General features: G+C 57.9%; 17 protein-coding genes. 14 read left to right on the top strand and 3 right to left on the bottom strand.

Going from position 1 to position 17,771, the window contains the following annotated elements:
* Positions 1–242: 242 nt before the first annotated feature.
* On the top strand, positions 243–1,289 hold the full coding sequence (locus tag J5276_RS09670) for a porin (RefSeq protein ID WP_013635791.1): 1,047 nt from the start codon (positions 243–245) through the stop codon (positions 1,287–1,289).
* A gap of 145 nt (positions 1,290–1,434) precedes the next feature.
* On the opposite strand, the gene J5276_RS09665 is transcribed toward J5276_RS09670, so the two are convergent.
* Positions 1,435–3,507 carry a lytic transglycosylase domain-containing protein gene (locus J5276_RS09665; protein ID WP_174005623.1) on the bottom strand — a complete coding sequence of 691 codons (2,073 nt, stop codon included), beginning with the start codon at positions 3,505–3,507 and terminating at the stop codon, positions 1,435–1,437.
* Positions 3,508–3,894: 387 nt separating this feature from the next.
* On the opposite strand from J5276_RS09665, the gene dapA reads away from it, so the two are divergent.
* Positions 3,895–4,779 (top strand): 4-hydroxy-tetrahydrodipicolinate synthase, encoded by an 885-nt coding sequence (gene dapA / locus J5276_RS09660; RefSeq protein WP_003512226.1) that lies wholly within the window; start codon positions 3,895–3,897, stop codon positions 4,777–4,779.
* Between the two features lie 162 nt (positions 4,780–4,941).
* On the top strand, positions 4,942–5,424 hold the full coding sequence (gene smpB, locus J5276_RS09655) for an SsrA-binding protein SmpB (RefSeq protein WP_003512228.1): 483 nt from the start codon (positions 4,942–4,944) through the stop codon (positions 5,422–5,424).
* Positions 5,425–5,583: 159 nt separating this feature from the next.
* Here the strand turns inward: smpB and J5276_RS09650 are convergent, their stop codons facing one another.
* Positions 5,584–7,083, bottom strand: a complete 1,500-nt coding sequence (locus J5276_RS09650) for a globin-coupled sensor protein (protein ID WP_112178797.1) — start codon at positions 7,081–7,083, stop codon at positions 5,584–5,586.
* A 224-nt stretch (positions 7,084–7,307) separates the two neighbouring features.
* Entirely contained in the window at positions 7,308–7,877 is a 570-nt protein-coding gene (locus J5276_RS09645) for an NYN domain-containing protein (RefSeq protein ID WP_112155705.1), read from the bottom strand.
* 391 nt (positions 7,878–8,268) lie between these two features.
* Here J5276_RS09645 and rpoZ point away from each other — a divergent pair, with 391 nt between their 5' ends.
* The 11 genes from rpoZ (at position 8,269) to recO (ending at position 17,769) form a co-directional block, all read left to right on the top strand.
* On the top strand, positions 8,269–8,661 hold the full coding sequence (rpoZ, locus tag J5276_RS09640) for a DNA-directed RNA polymerase subunit omega (RefSeq protein WP_003512234.1): 393 nt from the start codon (positions 8,269–8,271) through the stop codon (positions 8,659–8,661).
* Between the two features lie 132 nt (positions 8,662–8,793).
* On the top strand, positions 8,794–11,028 hold the full coding sequence (locus tag J5276_RS09635; RefSeq protein WP_003512236.1) for a bifunctional (p)ppGpp synthetase/guanosine-3',5'-bis(diphosphate) 3'-pyrophosphohydrolase: 2,235 nt from the start codon (positions 8,794–8,796) through the stop codon (positions 11,026–11,028).
* 196 nt (positions 11,029–11,224) lie between these two features.
* Positions 11,225–11,371, top strand: coding sequence for a hypothetical protein (locus J5276_RS09630; protein WP_003496944.1), 147 nt, complete (start codon positions 11,225–11,227; stop codon positions 11,369–11,371).
* 446 nt (positions 11,372–11,817) lie between these two features.
* Entirely contained in the window at positions 11,818–12,396 is a 579-nt protein-coding gene (locus tag J5276_RS09625) for a DUF2062 domain-containing protein (protein ID WP_003512239.1), read from the top strand.
* On the top strand, positions 12,393–12,797 hold the full coding sequence (gene acpS / locus J5276_RS09620; RefSeq protein ID WP_003512241.1) for a holo-ACP synthase: 405 nt from the start codon (positions 12,393–12,395) through the stop codon (positions 12,795–12,797). Before J5276_RS09625 ends, acpS begins: the two co-directional genes overlap by 4 nt.
* Positions 12,798–13,008: 211 nt before the next feature.
* Positions 13,009–13,755, top strand: coding sequence for a signal peptidase I (gene lepB / locus J5276_RS09615; protein WP_003512243.1), 747 nt, complete (start codon positions 13,009–13,011; stop codon positions 13,753–13,755).
* On the top strand, positions 13,752–14,465 hold the full coding sequence (gene rnc / locus J5276_RS09610; RefSeq protein ID WP_003512245.1) for a ribonuclease III: 714 nt from the start codon (positions 13,752–13,754) through the stop codon (positions 14,463–14,465). Before lepB ends, rnc begins: the two co-directional genes overlap by 4 nt.
* A gap of 83 nt (positions 14,466–14,548) precedes the next feature.
* Positions 14,549–15,499: a GTPase Era gene (gene era / locus J5276_RS09605; protein ID WP_013635798.1), complete on the top strand. Its 951-nt coding sequence runs from the start codon at positions 14,549–14,551 to the stop codon at positions 15,497–15,499.
* A gap of 182 nt (positions 15,500–15,681) precedes the next feature.
* Complete coding sequence (locus J5276_RS09600; RefSeq protein ID WP_003512249.1) at positions 15,682–16,434, top strand: Crp/Fnr family transcriptional regulator; 753 nt, start codon at positions 15,682–15,684, stop codon at positions 16,432–16,434.
* Positions 16,435–16,570: 136 nt separating this feature from the next.
* Entirely contained in the window at positions 16,571–16,948 is a 378-nt protein-coding gene (locus J5276_RS09595) for a response regulator (RefSeq protein WP_025592901.1), read from the top strand.
* Between the two features lie 56 nt (positions 16,949–17,004).
* Entirely contained in the window at positions 17,005–17,769 is a 765-nt protein-coding gene (gene recO / locus J5276_RS09590; protein ID WP_112155700.1) for a DNA repair protein RecO, read from the top strand.
* Positions 17,770–17,771: the final 2 nt, after the last annotated feature.

Genomic DNA, 17,771 nt, shown 5'->3' with positions numbered 1-17,771 from the left:
CGCTTAAGTCGCTGAAAAGCATGAATTATTAACGTTTTGTTAGGAAGTGCTGCCCGTCGGTTAGAATTGTAGCTATTTCGCAACAATGCAAAACTAAGGTCCCCTTACTGTCTTCCTTTTGTCATCATTGGGATTGCCTCCCCGGCCGGTTTTGGCTCTAATCATCTCCATAAGCGGCACGCATTTAGTTGTGTTTCCCCACCCGCTGCTTAGAAATTTAAGCGTTTGACTGGAGGTCAACCATGAACATCAAGAGCCTTTTGATCGGCTCCGCTGCGGCTCTCGCAGCAGTATCCGGCGCTCACGCTGCCGACGCTATCGTCGCTGCTGAGCCTGAGCCCCTGGAATACGTTCGCGTTTGCGACGCTTTCGGCACGGGCTTCTTCTACATCCCCGGCACCGAAACCTGCCTGAAGTTCGACGGTTACATCCGTTTCCAGACGGACTTCGGTCGTAACCAGTCCGGTACGTCTGACTGGAACTCGTTCACGCGCGCCCAGTTCAACATCGACACCCGCACCGACACCGAACTCGGCGCTCTGCGTGGTTACATCGGTCTTCGTGGCCAGGCCAACAACGACAGCGACCGTGGCGTCAACGTCGACCAGGCTTTCATCGAACTCGGCGGCCTGAAGGTCGGTTACATGTACACCTGGTGGGATGACGATCTCTCCGGCGAGACCGATATCCTTTCTTCGAACTCCACCCGTAGCAACGCTCTGCGTTACACCTACGATGCTGGTTCGTTCTATGCTGGTATCAGCGTTGAAGAACTCGACTCGGTACGTGACGGCAACTCCAACCTCGGCGTTGCCAAGGGTGGCGTCTTTGAAGGCCCGAACAACGTCGGCGTCAGCGGCATCATCGGCGCGAAGTTCGGCGCAGTTTCTGCCAACCTGCTCGGCTCCTATGACACCGACCAGGAAAATGGTGCAATCCGCGCTATCCTGACGGCTGACATCGGTCCCGGCACCTTCGGTCTCTCTGGCGTTTGGGCTTCTGGCGCAAACTACTACTACGAAGAGTCCGAGTGGGCAGTTGCTGCTGAATACGCAATCAAGGCAACTGACAAGCTGACCATCACCCCCGGCGCTCAGTACCTCGGTACGATCGATATCGCTCCTGATGGTGACTTCACCGGCGACAACGATGCATGGCGCGCTGGCCTGACGGTTGATTACAAGATCACCCAGGGTCTCGATGCCAAGATCGCTGCAAACTACCAGGACGTCGATGGTCCGACCGGCGACAGCTGGACCGGCTTCGTTCGCCTTCAGCGCACGTTCTAATCTGATCTGACATTGTCAGTGATGGAAAGCCCGGCTCTCGAGCCGGGCTTTTTCGTTTGAGTGCGGTAAATCCTGAAAACAAAAAAAGCACCGGGCCTGCCGGTGCTTTGATATTTTGACAGTAGTCAACTGATGAACCGGTCTTCTATCCCGCCCGGCCATGACGCAGGTCATCGACGATATCGGCCTGTTGTCCAAGCCTCGTCTTGTAGACCTGATAATTCTCCATAACCCGCTGCACGTAATTGCGGGTTTCGGGGAAGGGGATGCGCTCGATCCAGTCCACGACATCGTCGATAGGCTTGCCTCGGGGGTCGCCATAGCGGGCGATCCATTCCGGCACACGTTTCGGGCCGGCATTATAGGCGATGAAGGTGAGGATGTAGGAGCCGCCGAAACTGTCGATCTGTTCGCCGAGATAATGTGCGCCGAGCGTGGCGTTATATCCGGCGTCGCTGGTCAGCATCGCCTGCGTGTAGGGCAGGCCGTGGCGCCCGGCCACGCCCTTGGCGGTTCCCGGCAATAATTGCAGTAGTCCGCGGGCATTGGCGGCGGAGACGGCGGCCGGGTTGAAGGCGCTTTCCTGCCGGGCGATGGCATAGGCAAGCGCCTTGCCGGAGCCGGCAATATTGGCACTGGCGGGAATGACACCGAGCGGATAGGCAAGGGCGGCCGCATCGATGCCGCGGCTGAAGGCCGTCTTGCCGATTTGCAGTGATACCTGATGGTTGCCGTTGCCCTCTGCCCTTGCTGCCAGAATGGCAAGCTCGCCCGGGCTGTCGAGCTGATCTGCCAATGACCTGTAGAGGCTGTCGGCCCGCCAGCCGTAGCCTGCGGCTTCCAGCCTGTCGATGGCTCGCACGGCTTCGCGGCCGGCAAATCGTTCACGGTCGGCGGCGCTCGGAGCAGGGTATGTGACGTTCAGCGTCTTTGCATCGATTCGTGCGGCAGCAAGCTGGCCGTAAAAGGTGCCGGAATGGGCAGCCGCCTTGGTGAAGAAATCGCGGGCATTGCCCGGCCCGCCCACTTCCGCCGCCCGCCCCAGCCAATAATAGGCCCGCGAGGCGGAAAGTGGCCGGTTCGAGGTCTGCAAAAGGGTGTTGAAGTGGCGTGAGGCCGTGGCGGGATCGCGCAGCGCCCGCAACGCATACCAGCCAGCATGGAATTCCGCATCGGCAACATCGACGGCTGATGTGGCCGAATGATTGGCAACGATGCGATAGGCTTCGGCAAAATCGCCGAGATCGGCGACGCCGCGCGCGATGATTCGCCGCTCGTTCCACCACTCGCCGGGATTGACGAGTTTTGCCGTGTCCTTCGGCGCCTGCTTTAAAAGTGCTGCGGCTTCCGGATATTTCTGCTGGTTGCGGAGATTTTCGATGCGCGCGAAGAGAAAAGCAGGGTCGCTGCGCAAGTTGGCGTCAACCTTGCCCAGCAGCGCCACGGCATTGCCTGAGAGCTGCAGCACGGCGGCCCAGGCATTGTAGAGCGACTGCGCCTTGCCGAGATCGCCGAAACGTTTCGCCTGGCCGATTCGGCTGCGATACATCAGATAATCCATCCGCGCCTTGTGGTCGGCGGGCGTCAGATAAGTGGGGAACTCGGCAAGAACATGGTCTTCCATGTCCTTGTCCATGCCTTCGCTCACCCAGAGCTGGCGAATGAGGCGTTGTGCTTCCAAAGCTTTGCCGGAAGAGGTGAGGGCCTTGGCCAGCACAACGGTGCCCTCGGCTGTTTCCGGCCGGCCGCTGCCAAAAGCGGCGAGCACCTGGGGTGCCGGTGGATTTTCGCGGTAAAGCGCCTTTTCGGAATTGGCGCGCAGCGTCGCCGCACCCGGCCACCCCGCCAGTTCGCTCTGGGCTGTAGTGATTTCGGCGGAAGGCACGTCCTTCTGCCCGGAAATGGCAATCGCCCAGGTAAGAATATGCCGGTCGAGACTGCCTGTCTGCATGGCGTTGCGAAGGGCGATGGCGCGTGTCGTGTCGCGGCTGGAAAGCGCATCCAGTCCGGCTTTAAGCTGGCTCGCATCGTCAGGCCGGTTAAGGCGTGGTATGGCGCCGGTAATTTCGGGCGAGGCCGGCATGAAGGCGGGAAGAGCAGGCGCATTCGGCTTCACATAGGGAAGCGGCACGGCAGCTTCCGGCACGGGGCCGGCCAGCGCGTTCCAAACGGTCGCGGCAAGACCTGCCGCCATCAATCCCCAAACTGTCTTTTTCATACCGCTCTTCATCACTGGACGGAAACAATCGACCTTCTTGTATTGACGTTTCATTGCAGCGGGATTGCGAAATGCGCCAGTGCGTTGCACCTATGAGTTTCGCCTCAGATCCCGCTCTGGAATCTACGGAGACTGTGCTTAACGAAACCTTACTTTCCGCTCGGCACTCCAATCAACTTTTATTCACCGGTCTGCGAGCGGCGTAAAATTCCACCGCCTCGTTTTTTGCCTGCCGCGTGAGCTTCCGCGACTGTCACACTTCCGACAATTTCGGACAAAATAGGCTGCCTTTGCGCTTGTCGGCGCCAAGGGCTGGCACTAATGTGTGCCGGTTTTAACCATCGAATGCGGCCGAAGCATGAACCGGCTCGGCGCCAGGAGCTTTGTATGTTCAAGGGATCAATTCCCGCCCTCATTACCCCGTTTACGGACAATGGTGCCGTGGACGAACAGGCATTTGCCGCCCATGTGGAATGGCAGATTGCCGAAGGCAGCAACGGACTTGTGCCTGTGGGCACGACGGGGGAGTCTCCAACCCTGTCCCACGACGAGCACAAACGTGTGGTCGAGCTGTGCATCGAGGTAGCGGCGAAACGGGTTCCGGTCATCGCGGGCGCTGGCTCCAACAATACCGATGAAGCGATCGAACTTGCCCTGCACGCGCAGGATGCCGGCGCGGATGCGCTGCTGGTGGTCACCCCCTATTACAACAAGCCGACGCAGAAGGGGCTTTTCGCCCATTTTTCCGCAGTTGCGGAAGCGGTGAAACTGCCGATCGTGATCTATAACATCCCGCCGCGCTCGGTGGTGGATATGTCGCCGGAAACCATGGGTGCGCTTGTAAAGGCGCACAAGAACATCGTCGGCGTCAAGGATGCGACGGGCAAGCTCGACCGCGTCTCCGAACAGCGGATTTCCTGCGGCAAGGATTTCATCCAGCTGTCCGGCGAAGATGGCACGGCGCTCGGCTTCAACGCCCATGGCGGCGTCGGCTGCATTTCGGTCAGCGCCAATGTTGCGCCACGCCTCTGTTCCGAATTCCAGGCGGCCATGCTTGCAGGCGACTACGCCAAGGCGCTGGAGTATCAGGACCGCCTGATGCCTCTGCACCGGGCCATCTTCATGGAACCTGGTGTGTGCGGCACAAAATATGCGCTTTCGAAGACCCGTGGCGGCAACCGCAAGGTCCGCTCGCCGTTGATGAGCACGCTGGAACCGGCAACGGAAGCGGCAATCGACGCGGCACTGAAGCATGCCGGCCTGATGAACTGACGGACACCTGAAACCCGAAAGGCGCGCAATGGGACTGCTTCGCGACAGAAGCCGGTTCGCGCGCCTTTTCTTTTCGTAACGACGATACTAAATAGAAACGTGAAAACCGCTCGTGGCGGACAAGCCGCAGGCGCAATAAGAAAAACAAGGGATTGAAATATTATGGCCCCCAAAGGCAGCCAGCGCGTGGTGAACAAGATCGTTGCGGAAAACCGCAAGGCTCGTTTCAACTACGAAATCATCGACACCTATGAGGCGGGTTTGGTGCTGACCGGCACCGAGGTCAAGGCGCTGCGCGAAGGCAAGGCTAATATCGCCGAGTCCTACGCATCGGACGAGGGCGATGAAATCTGGCTCATCAATTCCCACCTGCCGGAATATCTGCAGGCCAACCGCTTCAACCACGAGCCGCGCCGCCGTCGCAAGTTGCTGCTGAACAAGCGCGAGATCAACCGACTACGCGCCGGCATCAACCGTGAAGGCATGACGCTGGTGCCGCTGAAGGTCTATTTCAACGAAAAGGGCCGTGCGAAGCTGGAACTGGCACTGGCCAAGGGCAAGAAGCTGCACGACAAGCGCGAGACAGAGAAGGAACGCGACTGGAACCGGCAGAAGTCGCGGCTGCTGAAGGGCAACAACGCCTAGAGCTCATGCCTCATTCCTGCACTTGTCGCAGGAATCAAGCCGCCGCGCGTCTGCGCGGCGAGAGAGTTCTTTTCAGCCCAAGGATTTGGTCTGGCTAGATTGCTGTGACAAGCACAGAAATGAGAGTGGGGATGCTTTCGCCTCTTGAATAGACAGCTCTCACGCCGCCCTATAAGTCCGCTCCACATAGGACGTGGACCCCGAAACACTGAACCGGCTGACCAGTGCCGCCAGATTGGCGCTGACATCGCTCAGATTGTGCGTGGCCGCGTTGGTTTCTTCCACCATGGCCGCATTCTTCTGGGTCAGATTGTCCATGCTGTTGATGGCGGCGCTGATTTCCTGAATGCCGACGGACTGCTCCTGGGCCGCCTTGGTCAGCGACGTTATATGTTCCTGAATATGATCCACCTTGTTGCCGATCGTATTCAGCGATTGCCCGGTTTTATTGACCAGCGATACGCCCTGCATCACATCCTCCGAGGATTTGGTGATGAGGGTCTTGATCTCCTTCGCGGCGTTGGCTGAACGCTGTGCCAGCTCGCGCACTTCCTGGGCGACGACGGCAAAACCCTTGCCTGCTTCACCGGCACGCGCGGCTTCCACACCGGCATTCAGCGCCAGAAGGTTCGTCTGGAACGAAATCTCGTCGATGACGGAAATGATCTGGGTAATCTTCTGCGACGATTCCTCGATGGCGCCCATCGCTTTTACCGCTTCCGTCACCACATCCCGTGACCGCGCCGCTTCGGCGGCGGAGCTTTCGACGATGGCCTTGGCCTCTTCGGAGCGCTGTGCCGAAAGTTTGGAAATGGTGGTGATTTCCTCCACGGCGGCGGCGGTTTCCTCAAGGGCTGCTGCCTGCTGCTCCGTTCTGCGGGCCATGTCGTCGGTAGCCGATGTCAGTTCGCGCGTATTGCCTGATATCTTGTTGGCTTCCTCGACGATCTGCGAGAATGCACCCGCGAGATTGCCGACCGCAGCGTTGAAATTGGCAATCAGCCCCTCGAATTGCGGTGCAGTCTTTTCATTGATGCTGGAGGTGAGGTCGCCATTCGCCAGCTTGTTCAGGGCGTTGTTGAGCAGTTCGAGAACGTGCTCCTGCTCCTTCTTCATCTGCGCCTGTTGTTCCTCGACCTTCAGCCGCTCGGCGGCAAGCACGTCGAGGTATACGGAGATCGAATAGTCCATGTCGAGAAGGGCGGCCTTGATCGTTACCGTCAGGGCGTCGTTCAGCTTCTTGGCCTTCTTTTCCTGGAAAAGGCCCTTCAGTTCCGAATTGACGACGGCTTTGACGATGCCATCAAGCATCAGCGCGTAACCGCCAATATACCATCTCGGCTCCAGCCCCAGCCTTGCATGAGTACGGCCGATGGCCGTCACGGCATCGGTATAGTCCGAGTTGAAGGCGCCGGAGGCAATTCTTGCCCAGTGTTTCATCTGCATGCCTTTGGCATGCTGGACATGTGCTTCGCTTGCAAAGAACTTCGCCGTTTCCGGCACGGAGCGCGCCTTCGCATAAAAACGGTCGAGAGAGGCGTCGAGCGAGCCTGTAATGACGCCCTTCATGTCCGAAAGGTTTTGCCGTTGCTCCTGGCCAAGCCCCAGAAAATTAAGTCTTTCGTCGAGTTGTTGATTGGTTTTTACTTGGCCATGCATGTCTGAACATCCTGATTTGACACCGAAATCATGTCGTTGGTGCCGTTGGGTGATTTAGACACGTCTAAAATTAACCAAGATATAATTTTGACTGGCCGAATTTGATGTTTGTTAATTTTAAGAGGAATTTTCCGGCAGGAATACACGGTTGTGGAGCCAAACAAAAACGCGCCCGCCTTGCAGACGGACGCGTTCTCATTAGGTCGGCGGCTTAAAAACCGGGATCAGATCGTTTCGGGGTTTTCGACGTGCCGGGCAGGGCGCTCGTTCGGGTCACGCCCGATTTCGGCCTTCAAGGTCATGAGATCAATGAAGTGATCTGCCTGCCTGCGCAGATCGTCGGCGATCATTGCGGGCTGCGTTGCCATAGTGGACACCACGGAAACCTTGCGGCCCTTGCGCTGAAGCGCGTCCACCAGCTTGGTGAAATCGCCGTCACCGGAAAACAGAACCAGATGGTCGACGGTCTCTGACTGTTCCATGGCATCGACAGCAAGTTCGATATCCATGTTGCCTTTGATCTTGCGGCGACCGAGCGCGTCGGTGAATTCCTTCGCCGGCTTCGTCACGACCTTGTAGCCGTTATAATCCAGCCAGTCGATCAGAGGGCGGATCGAGGAATATTCCTGATCCTCGATCAATGCGGTGTAATAATAGGCGCGCAGCAGGTATCCGCGCTTCTGAAACGCCTTAAGAAGCTTGCGATAGTCGATATCGAACCCCAGGCTTTTAGATGCTGCATAAAGATTGGCTCCATCTATAAAGAGCGCAATTTTCTCCCGTGGATCGAACATTCCATCCCATTCCTTTTTTGGAAAGGCCATTATCTGGCTTTTATTTCCGGTCGCAAATGCGAAAAATCATGTCGTATCAACGAATTTTGCGTAGCGCCGTTGCGTTTTAAGTAAGGTAACTTCACCCGTATTCCAAGACAATTCTTCTAGACATTTTGTTCATCAGACGCCAAACAAGGGCAATAAGGTGCCAAAAGACGCCAAAGACAGGAAAAACTTGAATTCCGCGGCCAATGGCTGTATCGGAAGCTGGAAGGCTTCGTCGCGAGGAATCCAAAGCGTTTTTCGCAAGGCACGAAGCGCAGATTCAATAGGTTAGAGCATCCCTTGTGCATCCTCAAGAAAGCACGGCGCTCTGATCCACGACATTACGACTCGCAAAGGACAGGCAATGGCCCGCGTCACAGTTGAAGATTGCATTGATAAAGTAGACAACCGTTTCGAGCTGGTCCTTCTCGCCAGCCACCGTGCGCGCCAGATTTCCCAGGGCTCGTCCATCACGGTTGACCGCGATAACGACAAGAACCCGGTCGTCGCTCTGCGCGAAATCGCCGACGAGATGCTTTCGCCCGACGACCTCAAGGAAGACCTCATCCATTCGCTGCAGAAGCATGTGGAAGTGGACGAGCCCGAGCCCGATCCGGTTACGCTGGCAGCCTCCGCCACTGCCGATGGCGAAGAGGACGACCAGCCGGAAACCGTTACTTTCGACCAGATGTCGGAAGAAGAACTGCTGGCCGGTATCGAAGGCCTTGTGCCGCCGGAAAAAAATGACGACTATTGATCTGACTTTATGACGCCATTGGCAGGCGGTGGTTACCGTCTGTCAATATTTGCCGTCATAATCTGATCCCTATTGATGCAGCATTGTGCGCCGACCCCAAGGTTGGCGCGCTTTCTTTTTGTGGAATATCGCATGATGCGGCAATACGAACTCGTTGAGCGGGTTCAAAAATATAAACCGGATGCGAATGAGGCCCTGCTGAACAAGGCCTATGTTTATGCAATGCAGAAACATGGCCAGCAAAAGCGGGCCAATGGCGACCCCTATATCTCGCATCCGCTGGAAGTTGCCGCCATCCTGACGGAAATGCATCTCGACGAATCGACCATCGCGGTGGCGCTGCTTCACGATACGATCGAGGATACCACCGCTACCCGCGCTGAAATCGACGAGCTGTTCGGCGAGGATATCGGCAGACTGGTGGAGGGGCTGACCAAGCTCAAGAAACTCGATCTCGTCACGCGCAAGGCCAAGCAGGCCGAAAACCTGCGCAAGCTGCTGCTTGCCATTTCCGACGACGTGCGCGTTCTTCTGGTGAAGCTGGCCGACCGCCTGCACAACATGCGCACCATGGAATATATGCCGGCGGACAAACGCAGCCGCATTTCCGAAGAAACCATGGAAATCTATGCGCCGCTGGCCGGCCGCATGGGCATGCAGGACATGCGCGACGAGCTGGAGGACCTGTCCTTCCGTTACCTCAATCCGGAAGCCTATGAGACGGTGACCAACCGCCTTCAGGAACTGGAAACGCGCAACGAAGGGCTCATCAAGAAGATCGAGGACGAATTGCGCGAGCTACTCGTGGCGAATGGCCTTCTCGGCGCCAGCGTCAAGGGGCGTCAGAAGAAGCCCTATTCGGTGTTCCGCAAGATGCAGTCGAAATCGCTCTCTTTCGAGCAGTTGTCCGACGTCTACGGCTTCCGCATTCTGGTGGACGATATTCCTTCCTGCTACCGGGCGCTCGGCATTGTCCACACCCGCTGGCGCGTGGTACCCGGCCGCTTCAAGGACTATATCTCCACGCCGAAGCAGAACGACTATCGTTCCATCCACACCACGATCGTTGGCCCTTCGCGCCAGCGTATCGAGTTGCAGCTGCGCACCAAGCGCATGCACGAAATCGCCGAATTCGGCATTGCCGCCCATGCGCTTTATAAGGACGGCGAAAACGGGGAGGGCGATCTGCTCTCGCCGGAGAGCAACGCCTATTCCTGGCTGCGCCACACCATCGAATCGCTGGCAGAAGGCGACAGCCCGGAAGAATTCCTCGAACACACCAAGCTGGAACTGTTCCAGGACCAGGTGTTCTGCTTCACGCCCAAGGGCAAGCTGATTGCGCTGCCGCGTGGCGCGACGCCCATCGATTTCGCCTATGCGGTGCACACCAATATCGGCGACACCACAGTTGGCGCCAAGATCAACGGCCGGATCATGCCGCTTGTGACCCGGCTCAACAATGGCGACGAGGTGGAGATCATCCGCTCCGGCGTGCAGGTTCCGCCCGCCGCATGGGAAGAGGTGGTGGTGACGGGTAAAGCCCGCTCGGCCATCCGCCGCGCCACGCGCATGGCCATTCGCAAGCAATATTCGGGTCTCGGTTACCGTATTCTGGAGCGCACTTTCGAACGTGCCGGCAAGGCCTTCTCGCGTGACGCGCTAAAACCTGTGCTGCATCGTCTGGCGCAGAAGGATGTGGAAGACGCTATCGCCGCTGTCGGGCGCGGCGAGGTCTCCTCGCTCGACGTGCTGCGTGCAGTCTATCCGGATTATCAGGACGAGCGCGTGACGGTGAAGATGACCGGCGACGACGGCTGGTTCAACATGCGCAGCGCTTCCGGTATGGTCTTCAAGATCCCCGGAAAGTCGCGCTCCGTTCTGGAAGACGATGGCGCAGCCGAAATGCTCGATGGACCGGACCCGCTGCCCATCCGTGGCCTTTCCGGCAATGTCGATGTGCATTTCGGTGCCGCCGGCGCCGTTCCGGGCGATCGCATCGTCGGCATCATGGAAAAAGGCAAGGGCATCACCATCTATCCCATTCAGGCGCCGGCGCTGCAGCGTTTCGACGATGAGCCGGAGCGCTGGATTGATGTCCGCTGGGATCTTGATGAGGCGAACAAGTCGCGCTTCATGGCGCGGGTGATGATCAACGCGCTGAACGAACCCGGCACGCTCGCCTCCGTGGCGCAATCGATCGCGACGCTGGATGTCAACATACGCGCCCTGAATATGGTCCGCATCGGCACGGATTTCTCCGAACTGGCGCTGGATGTCGAAGTCTGGGATTTGCGGCAACTCAACCAGCTGCTGTCGCAGCTGAAAGACCTCGATTGCGTATCCACTGTCAAACGTGCCTTCGATTGAGGCATTTTTGATCATTCACACATTCCAAAAGGCCGCTGTTATGCATTGGATGCATGGCAGCGGCCTTTTACTGTCTCTGGTCGCGCATGTGGTTTGCGACTATCTTCCTTTCAGAAATTGAAAACGGAAAACGCGGCGTGCCGGTGGTCCTACCCCGATGAGAAACGCCATTTCCAAACTGAAAGGACATGAAATCATGTTTACTCCGCTTCGCAAGATCGCCCGTGCAGTTCGTGGCAAGACGACCCAGGAACGCGAATTCGAATATCTCAGCGGCTCCGTGTCTAATGTCGACCTCGAGTTCCGCCAGCGCGAAATCGACCGCGGCCTGTTCCGCCGGTAATGCACTCAGCGCATGGCAGCCGTTCGCCATGCGTATGGGACCTGGAAGGTGGGTGGCCGTTGTCGGTCAGCTCCTTCTCGTGTCTCGTAAGGCTTTGTGAATGCGCGCTACAAACGGGCGTTCACCGCTGTCCGGTCTAAATGATAGGACACGCTGCTTTTGAAACGAATTTGACGGCGAGAGGTGCTTGTTTCCTCGACGTCATCCTTGGCTCGTCCCAGGGAACTGATAACCTTGCATTCAATCAATCGTTTGCAAATCCTCGGGACAAGCCTGAGGATGAGGTCAGAGTGTTGGGCAAGGCTCGGATACTCGGTGATGCCACGCGGCGTGGGTGGAATTCCAGCTAAAGGCCGGAATGACGGGGAAAATATGCCTGCAAAAGAAATCCCCGTGTCGTATACGATGCTCTTGGCTCAGCCGGAGCGATGAAATAGACTGCCCTCATGCCGTTTCGCCGCCGTGAACCCGTTGGTTTTTCAGAGAAGATTCGTGACCTCTTTTGGCCGCGCACGGGTTTTACCCGTTCGCTGCGCTATATGAAGCTGCGTCTCCTGCGGTTGTCTGCGTCTCCGCATTCGATTGCCGCCGGTGTCGCGCTCGGTATCGGCGTGGCGTGGACACCGTTTCTCGGCGTGCATATCATTATCGCCATGGCGCTCGGTTTCCTCATGCGCGTCAATCTCGTCGCGGCAGCACTCGGCACCACCTTCGCCAATCCCCTGACATTTCCTTTCATCTGGGCGTCCACCTGGGAACTCGGGCATTTCCTGCTCGGACGACAGAAGGAGGCGGGGGTTGCGCATGTGGATTTCGTTGCGCTGTTCAGCCACCTCGAATTCCGGCAGATATGGAGGCCGGTGCTGGAACCCATGACCGTTGGTGCGCTTCTGCCCGCGGCCGTGAGCGCGGTCATCGCCTATATCACCGTCTACAGCCTTATCAGCGGTTTCCAGCGCCGCAAGATGGAAAATCTCGCGCATCGCGCCGCCAATAAAAACGCGTCTCTGGAGATGTTGAAATGATCCTTGGATTGGGCAGCGACCTGATCGATATCCGCCGCGTCGAACATTCGCTCACCCGTTTCGGTGAACGTTTCACGCACCGCTGTTTCACCGATATCGAGCGCGCCAAGTCCGATGGACGCAAGAACCGCGCGGCATCCTACGCCAAGCGTTTCGCCGCCAAGGAAGCCTGTTCAAAGGCGCTCGGAACCGGCCTTGCGAACGGCGTTTTCTGGAAGGACATGGGGGTCGTCAATCTGCCGGGCGGCAAGCCGACCATGGCGCTCACCAACGGTGCCGCAGAAAGGCTGGCGGCCATGCTGCCCGCCGGTCACCGCGCCAATATCCATCTGACCATCACGGACGATTACCCTTACGCTCAGGCATTTGTGATTATCGAGGCGCTTCCCGTGAGCGACTGAGACCGGCGGCTGCCGCATTGGCGGCCTATTTGCAGGCGTATGACAGAAGCGCTTCCCTTCCGGCTGGAAAGGTTCTAGAGAAGTCGCAGAAATATGAAAGCGTCGCTGGCTGCGTGAAAAATTGCTTCACCCCGCCGCAGTCGCGAGCAACAACGGCCCGGACGCCTCCGTCAAATCGCAGGAACCGGTAAACAATCAGGCAGGTCTTTAAGTGTCCGAAAAAGCTGAAAAGAAGCAGAACGCCCTCTGGGAAAACGTCAAGGTCATCATTCAGGCGCTGCTGCTGGCCATGGTCATCCGCACCGTGCTGTTTCAGCCCTTCACGATCCCTTCAGGTTCGATGATGCCGACGCTGCTGGTAGGCGACTATCTTTTCGTCAACAAGTTCTCCTACGGCTATTCGAAATATTCGCTGCCCTTTTCGCCGAACCTGTTTTCAGGCCGTATCCTCGAATTCAGCAAGCCCAAGCGTGGCGATGTCGTGGTCTTCCGCCTGCCGCCCAATCCTGAAGTTGATTACATCAAGCGTCTCGTCGGCTTGCCGGGTGACCGCATCCAGGTGACGAACGGCGTGCTGTTCATCAACGGCCAGCCGGTTCCGAAGCAGCCTGATGGCACCTTCACCTCCGATTACCGTGCCGATCCGGGCGCCAATGTACCGGTGTTCCGCGAAACGCTCGATAATGGCGTCACCTTCGACACGCTCGACCAGTCGCCCGATTCGCGCGGCGACAACACCCGCGAATTCCTGGTGCCGGAAGGCCATTATTTCATGATGGGCGATAATCGCGACAACTCGCTCGACAGCCGTTTCGATGTCGGTTTCGTGCCGGAAGAAAACCTGATCGGCCGCGCCAGTGTCATCTTCTTCTCGCTGGGCAATGACACGCCGTTCAGCCGCATTTGGGACTGGCCGTCCAACATGCGCTGGGACCGTCTCTTCAAGGTTGTGGGATGAGCAAGACCAAGCCGCTGTCGATTGCGGAGATTTCCCGTCTCGAGGCGTTGATCGGATATGAATTCAAGGAAAAGGCCCGGCTCGACCGGGCCTTGACCCATGCGAGTGCCCGTTCCGCTGCGGCGGGCAATTACGAGCGGCTGGAGTTTTTGGGCGACCGCGTTCTCGGCCTTTGTGTTGCCGAGCTGTTGTTCTCCACCTTCCGCAACGCCAGCGAAGGTGAGCTTTCGGTTCGCCTCAACCAGCTTGTCAGCGCCGAATCCTGCGCCGCTATCGGCGACGAAATGGGCCTGCATAATTTCATTCGCACCGGATCGGATGTGAAGAAGCTGACCGGCAAGGCGATGCTGAACGTGCGCGCCGATGTGGTCGAAAGCCTGATCGCCACTCTCTATCTGGATGGTGGTCTGGAAGCATCCCGCAAGTTCATTCTGAAATACTGGCAGGGCCGCGCAACGCGCGTGGATGCCGGACGGCGCGATGCCAAGACTGAATTGCAGGAATGGGCGCATGCCAGATTTGCGGTTACGCCCGCTTATCGGGTTGACGATCGCTCCGGACCGGATCACGATCCCAGCTTCACCGTGACGGTGGAAATTCCCGGCGTAAAGCCGGAAACCGGCGTCGAGCGTTCCAAGCGCGCAGCCGAACAGGTGGCAGCAACCAGATTGCTGGAACGCGAAGGCGTCTGGCAGAAAAGCTCCACCTAGAACTGAGCGCCCGAAAGATAGTGGCGCTAAAATCGAGCGCATGGCGAGCCTTTTGGCCGCATGTTGAATACCTCAGACCTTGAATGGATATCATGACTGATCACGAAAACCCCGCCGTTGCCGGCGAAGACATCGCCCTTCCGACCCGCTCCGGCTTCGTGGCCCTCATCGGCCCGACCAATGCCGGCAAGTCGACGCTGGTCAACAGGCTGGTGGGTGCAAAAGTTTCGATCGTCAGCCACAAGGTACAGACGACGCGCGCGGTGATGCGCGGCATCGCCATTCACAAAAATGCGCAGATTGTTTTTATGGACACGCCCGGCATCTTCAAGCCGCGCCGCAGGCTCGACCGCGCCATGGTCACTTCGGCCTGGGGCGGAGCGAAGGATGCGGATCTCATCCTGCTGCTGATCGACAGCGAACGCGGCCTGAAGGGTGACGCGGAAGCGATTCTCGAGGGGCTGAAGGATGTTCCGCAGAAGAAAATCCTCTGCCTCAACAAGATCGACCAGGTGAAGCGCGAAGACCTGCTGAAGCTTGCTGCCGCCGCCAATGAGCACGTGACCTTCGACCGGACCTTCATGATTTCGGCCACCAACGGCTCGGGCTGCGAAGACCTGATGGATTATCTGGTCGATACCCTGCCGGAAGGTCCGTGGTATTATCCGGAAGACCAGATTTCCGATCTTCCGATGCGCCAGCTTGCCGCCGAAATCACCCGCGAAAAGCTGTTCCTGCGTCTGCATCAGGAGCTTCCCTACGCCTCGCATGTCGAGACTGAGAAGTGGGAAGAACGCAAGGACGGCTCCGTGCGCATCGAGCAGGTGATCTATGTCGAGCGCGACAGCCAGAAGAAGATCGCTCTCGGCAAGAACGGCGACGCGATCAAGGCGATCTCCACCGCCTCGCGCAAGGAACTGTCTGAAATCCTCGAACAGCCGGTCCACCTCTTCCTGTTCGTCAAGGTTCGCGAAAACTGGGGCGACGACCCCGAACGTTTCCGCGAAATGGGCCTGGAATTTCCGCGGGGATAAGGCACATGCGGTTCCTCCCACATTCCTGTGACAGGTACAGGAATGTGGATGTGCCGGCCGGAAACGGAACGGCACACAACGAACATTCTGAATATCTTCAACCTTTTATCGGGAACCGAATGCATTCGGGTGGGTTGTTCCAAAACGATTGGGCGCAACCTTTTTTTCGATGATGGATATTCATGTCGCCAAAAAAACCGAACGGAATTTCCACCACCCCGTGTCAGCACTGTCCCTTGCGCGACCTCCCGCATTTCAGGGACTTTTCCTCTTCCGAACTGGATTTCGTCTCTCGTTTCAAGACAGGGGAACTGGCGGTCGAAAGCGGTTCCGTCATTTTGATGGAAGGGTCGCACAGCGCTCATCTCTACACTGTCCTTCAAGGCTGGGCTTTCCGTTATAAAACACTGGAAGACGGCAGGCGGCAGATCCTCAATTATGTCATGCCAGGCGATCTCGTCGGCCTGCAGGGCACGGTCATGGGGGAAATGCAGCATTCGGTGGAGGCGCTGTCGCCGGTGACGCTGTGTGTCTTCGAGCGCTCGCGACTCAACAACCTCTTCACCGATCATCCGACCCTTGCCTATGACCTGACGTGGATTGCAGCAAGCGAGGAGCGCATGCTCGACAACCACTTGCTCAGCATCGGTCGGCGCACAGCAATCGAGCGTGCTGCCTACCTCATCGCGTTCCTTTACAGCAAGGCAAAGGCGGTTAATCTCGTGCAGGGTGAAACGCCGATCCCGGTAACCCAGCAGCATGTTGCCGATACGCTTGGCCTCTCCATCGTCCACACCAACAAGACCTTGAGAAAGCTTGTCGATCGCGGTCTGATTCGCTGGACGGACAAGGGCTGTCTGGTGCTGGACGATGCCGGACTGAGCCACGTTGCCGGTTGGCAAAACGATGAAAAGCGGCCAAGACCCTTCATCTGATCTTTTTTCGACATGTCTTTTTTAAATGACGTTGGGTCCGTAATTTGCGAACTCTGTCGACATGGCGCTTGAAAATCACATTGGCGACAGCGGCGCAAATCCGTCTGGTTCCCTTCACGTTGAAAGAAGAAGAAACATGGTGCCACAACGCTGCATCATCGTTGAAGATGAATATCTGGTGGCGCTTGACGTCGAGGCGGTTCTCCAGTCCATCGGCGTTGAAACCATCACGATTGCGACGACACTTGCGCAGGCACAGGACGCATTAGGGCGGGATGGCGCCGATTGCGTGCTTCTCGATGTCAGCCTTTCCGACGGCAAGAGTTACGATTTTGCCCGCCACCTGCGCGATCACGGAATTCCCTTCGGTTTCGTCAGCGGTTATGGCGACACGAGTGGTTTTCCCGAAGATCTCGTGCATGCGCCCTTGCTGGGCAAGCCTTTCGGTGAAAACGAAATCGCCGATTTCGTGACAACGCTCGTTGCTGCGGCGCGTGACACCGTAAAAGAATAACGTTTCGCCGTCAGATCGGTTATGATCGGGCTTGAATCGGAATTCGGACAGATTTCATGCAGTGGCAGGACGAGGCAATCATTCTCGGCGTAAAGCGTCATGGCGAGACCAGCGTCATCGCCGAGGTGATGACCCGTTTGCGCGGCCGCCATCTGGGGATGGTGCGCGGCGGGCGCTCCCGCAGCATGCAGCCGGTGCTGCAGGCGGGAAACCGGGTGGATGTGATCTGGCGGGCGCGGCTTGACGACCATCTCGGCGAATTCCGCATTGAGCCTTTGCAGTTGCGGGCGGCGCAACTGATGGAAACGGCAACCGCGGTGTATGGTGTGCAGGCCATGGGCGCGTTGCTGCGCCTTTTGCCGGAGCGTGACCCGCATCCGCATCTCTATCAGGCGCTCGACGTCATTCTCGACAATCTCCATGATCCGGTCGATGCTGGCGAATTGTTCGTTCGTTTCGAGCTGGCGGTGCTGAACGATCTTGGTTTCGGTCTCGATCTCACGGAATGCGCGGCAACGGGCCTGCGCACCGATCTCATCTATGTATCGCCCAAAACGGGCAGGGCGGTCTGTAGTACGGCGGGGGCGCCCTATGCGGCGCGTATGCTCTCGCTTCCCGCTTTCCTGAGCGAAGGTCAGTCGAAGGCCGCCGATCGCGACAGCCTCTCGGCCGCCTTCCGTCTCACCGCCCATTTCCTCAACCGCCATGTTTATGATCCACGCGGCCTCAATGAAAACGCCGCCCGCGACGGTTTCGTGCAGGCGGCGTTGAAGGCACTGGAGCGTAAGGCGGTGCTGCCTGCGCTCGATAAGGCGGTATAGCC

The sequence above is a fragment of the Agrobacterium sp. S7/73 genome, assembly GCF_019355535.1.
Taxonomy (GTDB): Bacteria; Pseudomonadota; Alphaproteobacteria; order Rhizobiales; family Rhizobiaceae; genus Agrobacterium; species Agrobacterium tumefaciens.
This window is presented reverse-complemented; position numbering and strand designations above follow the sequence as displayed.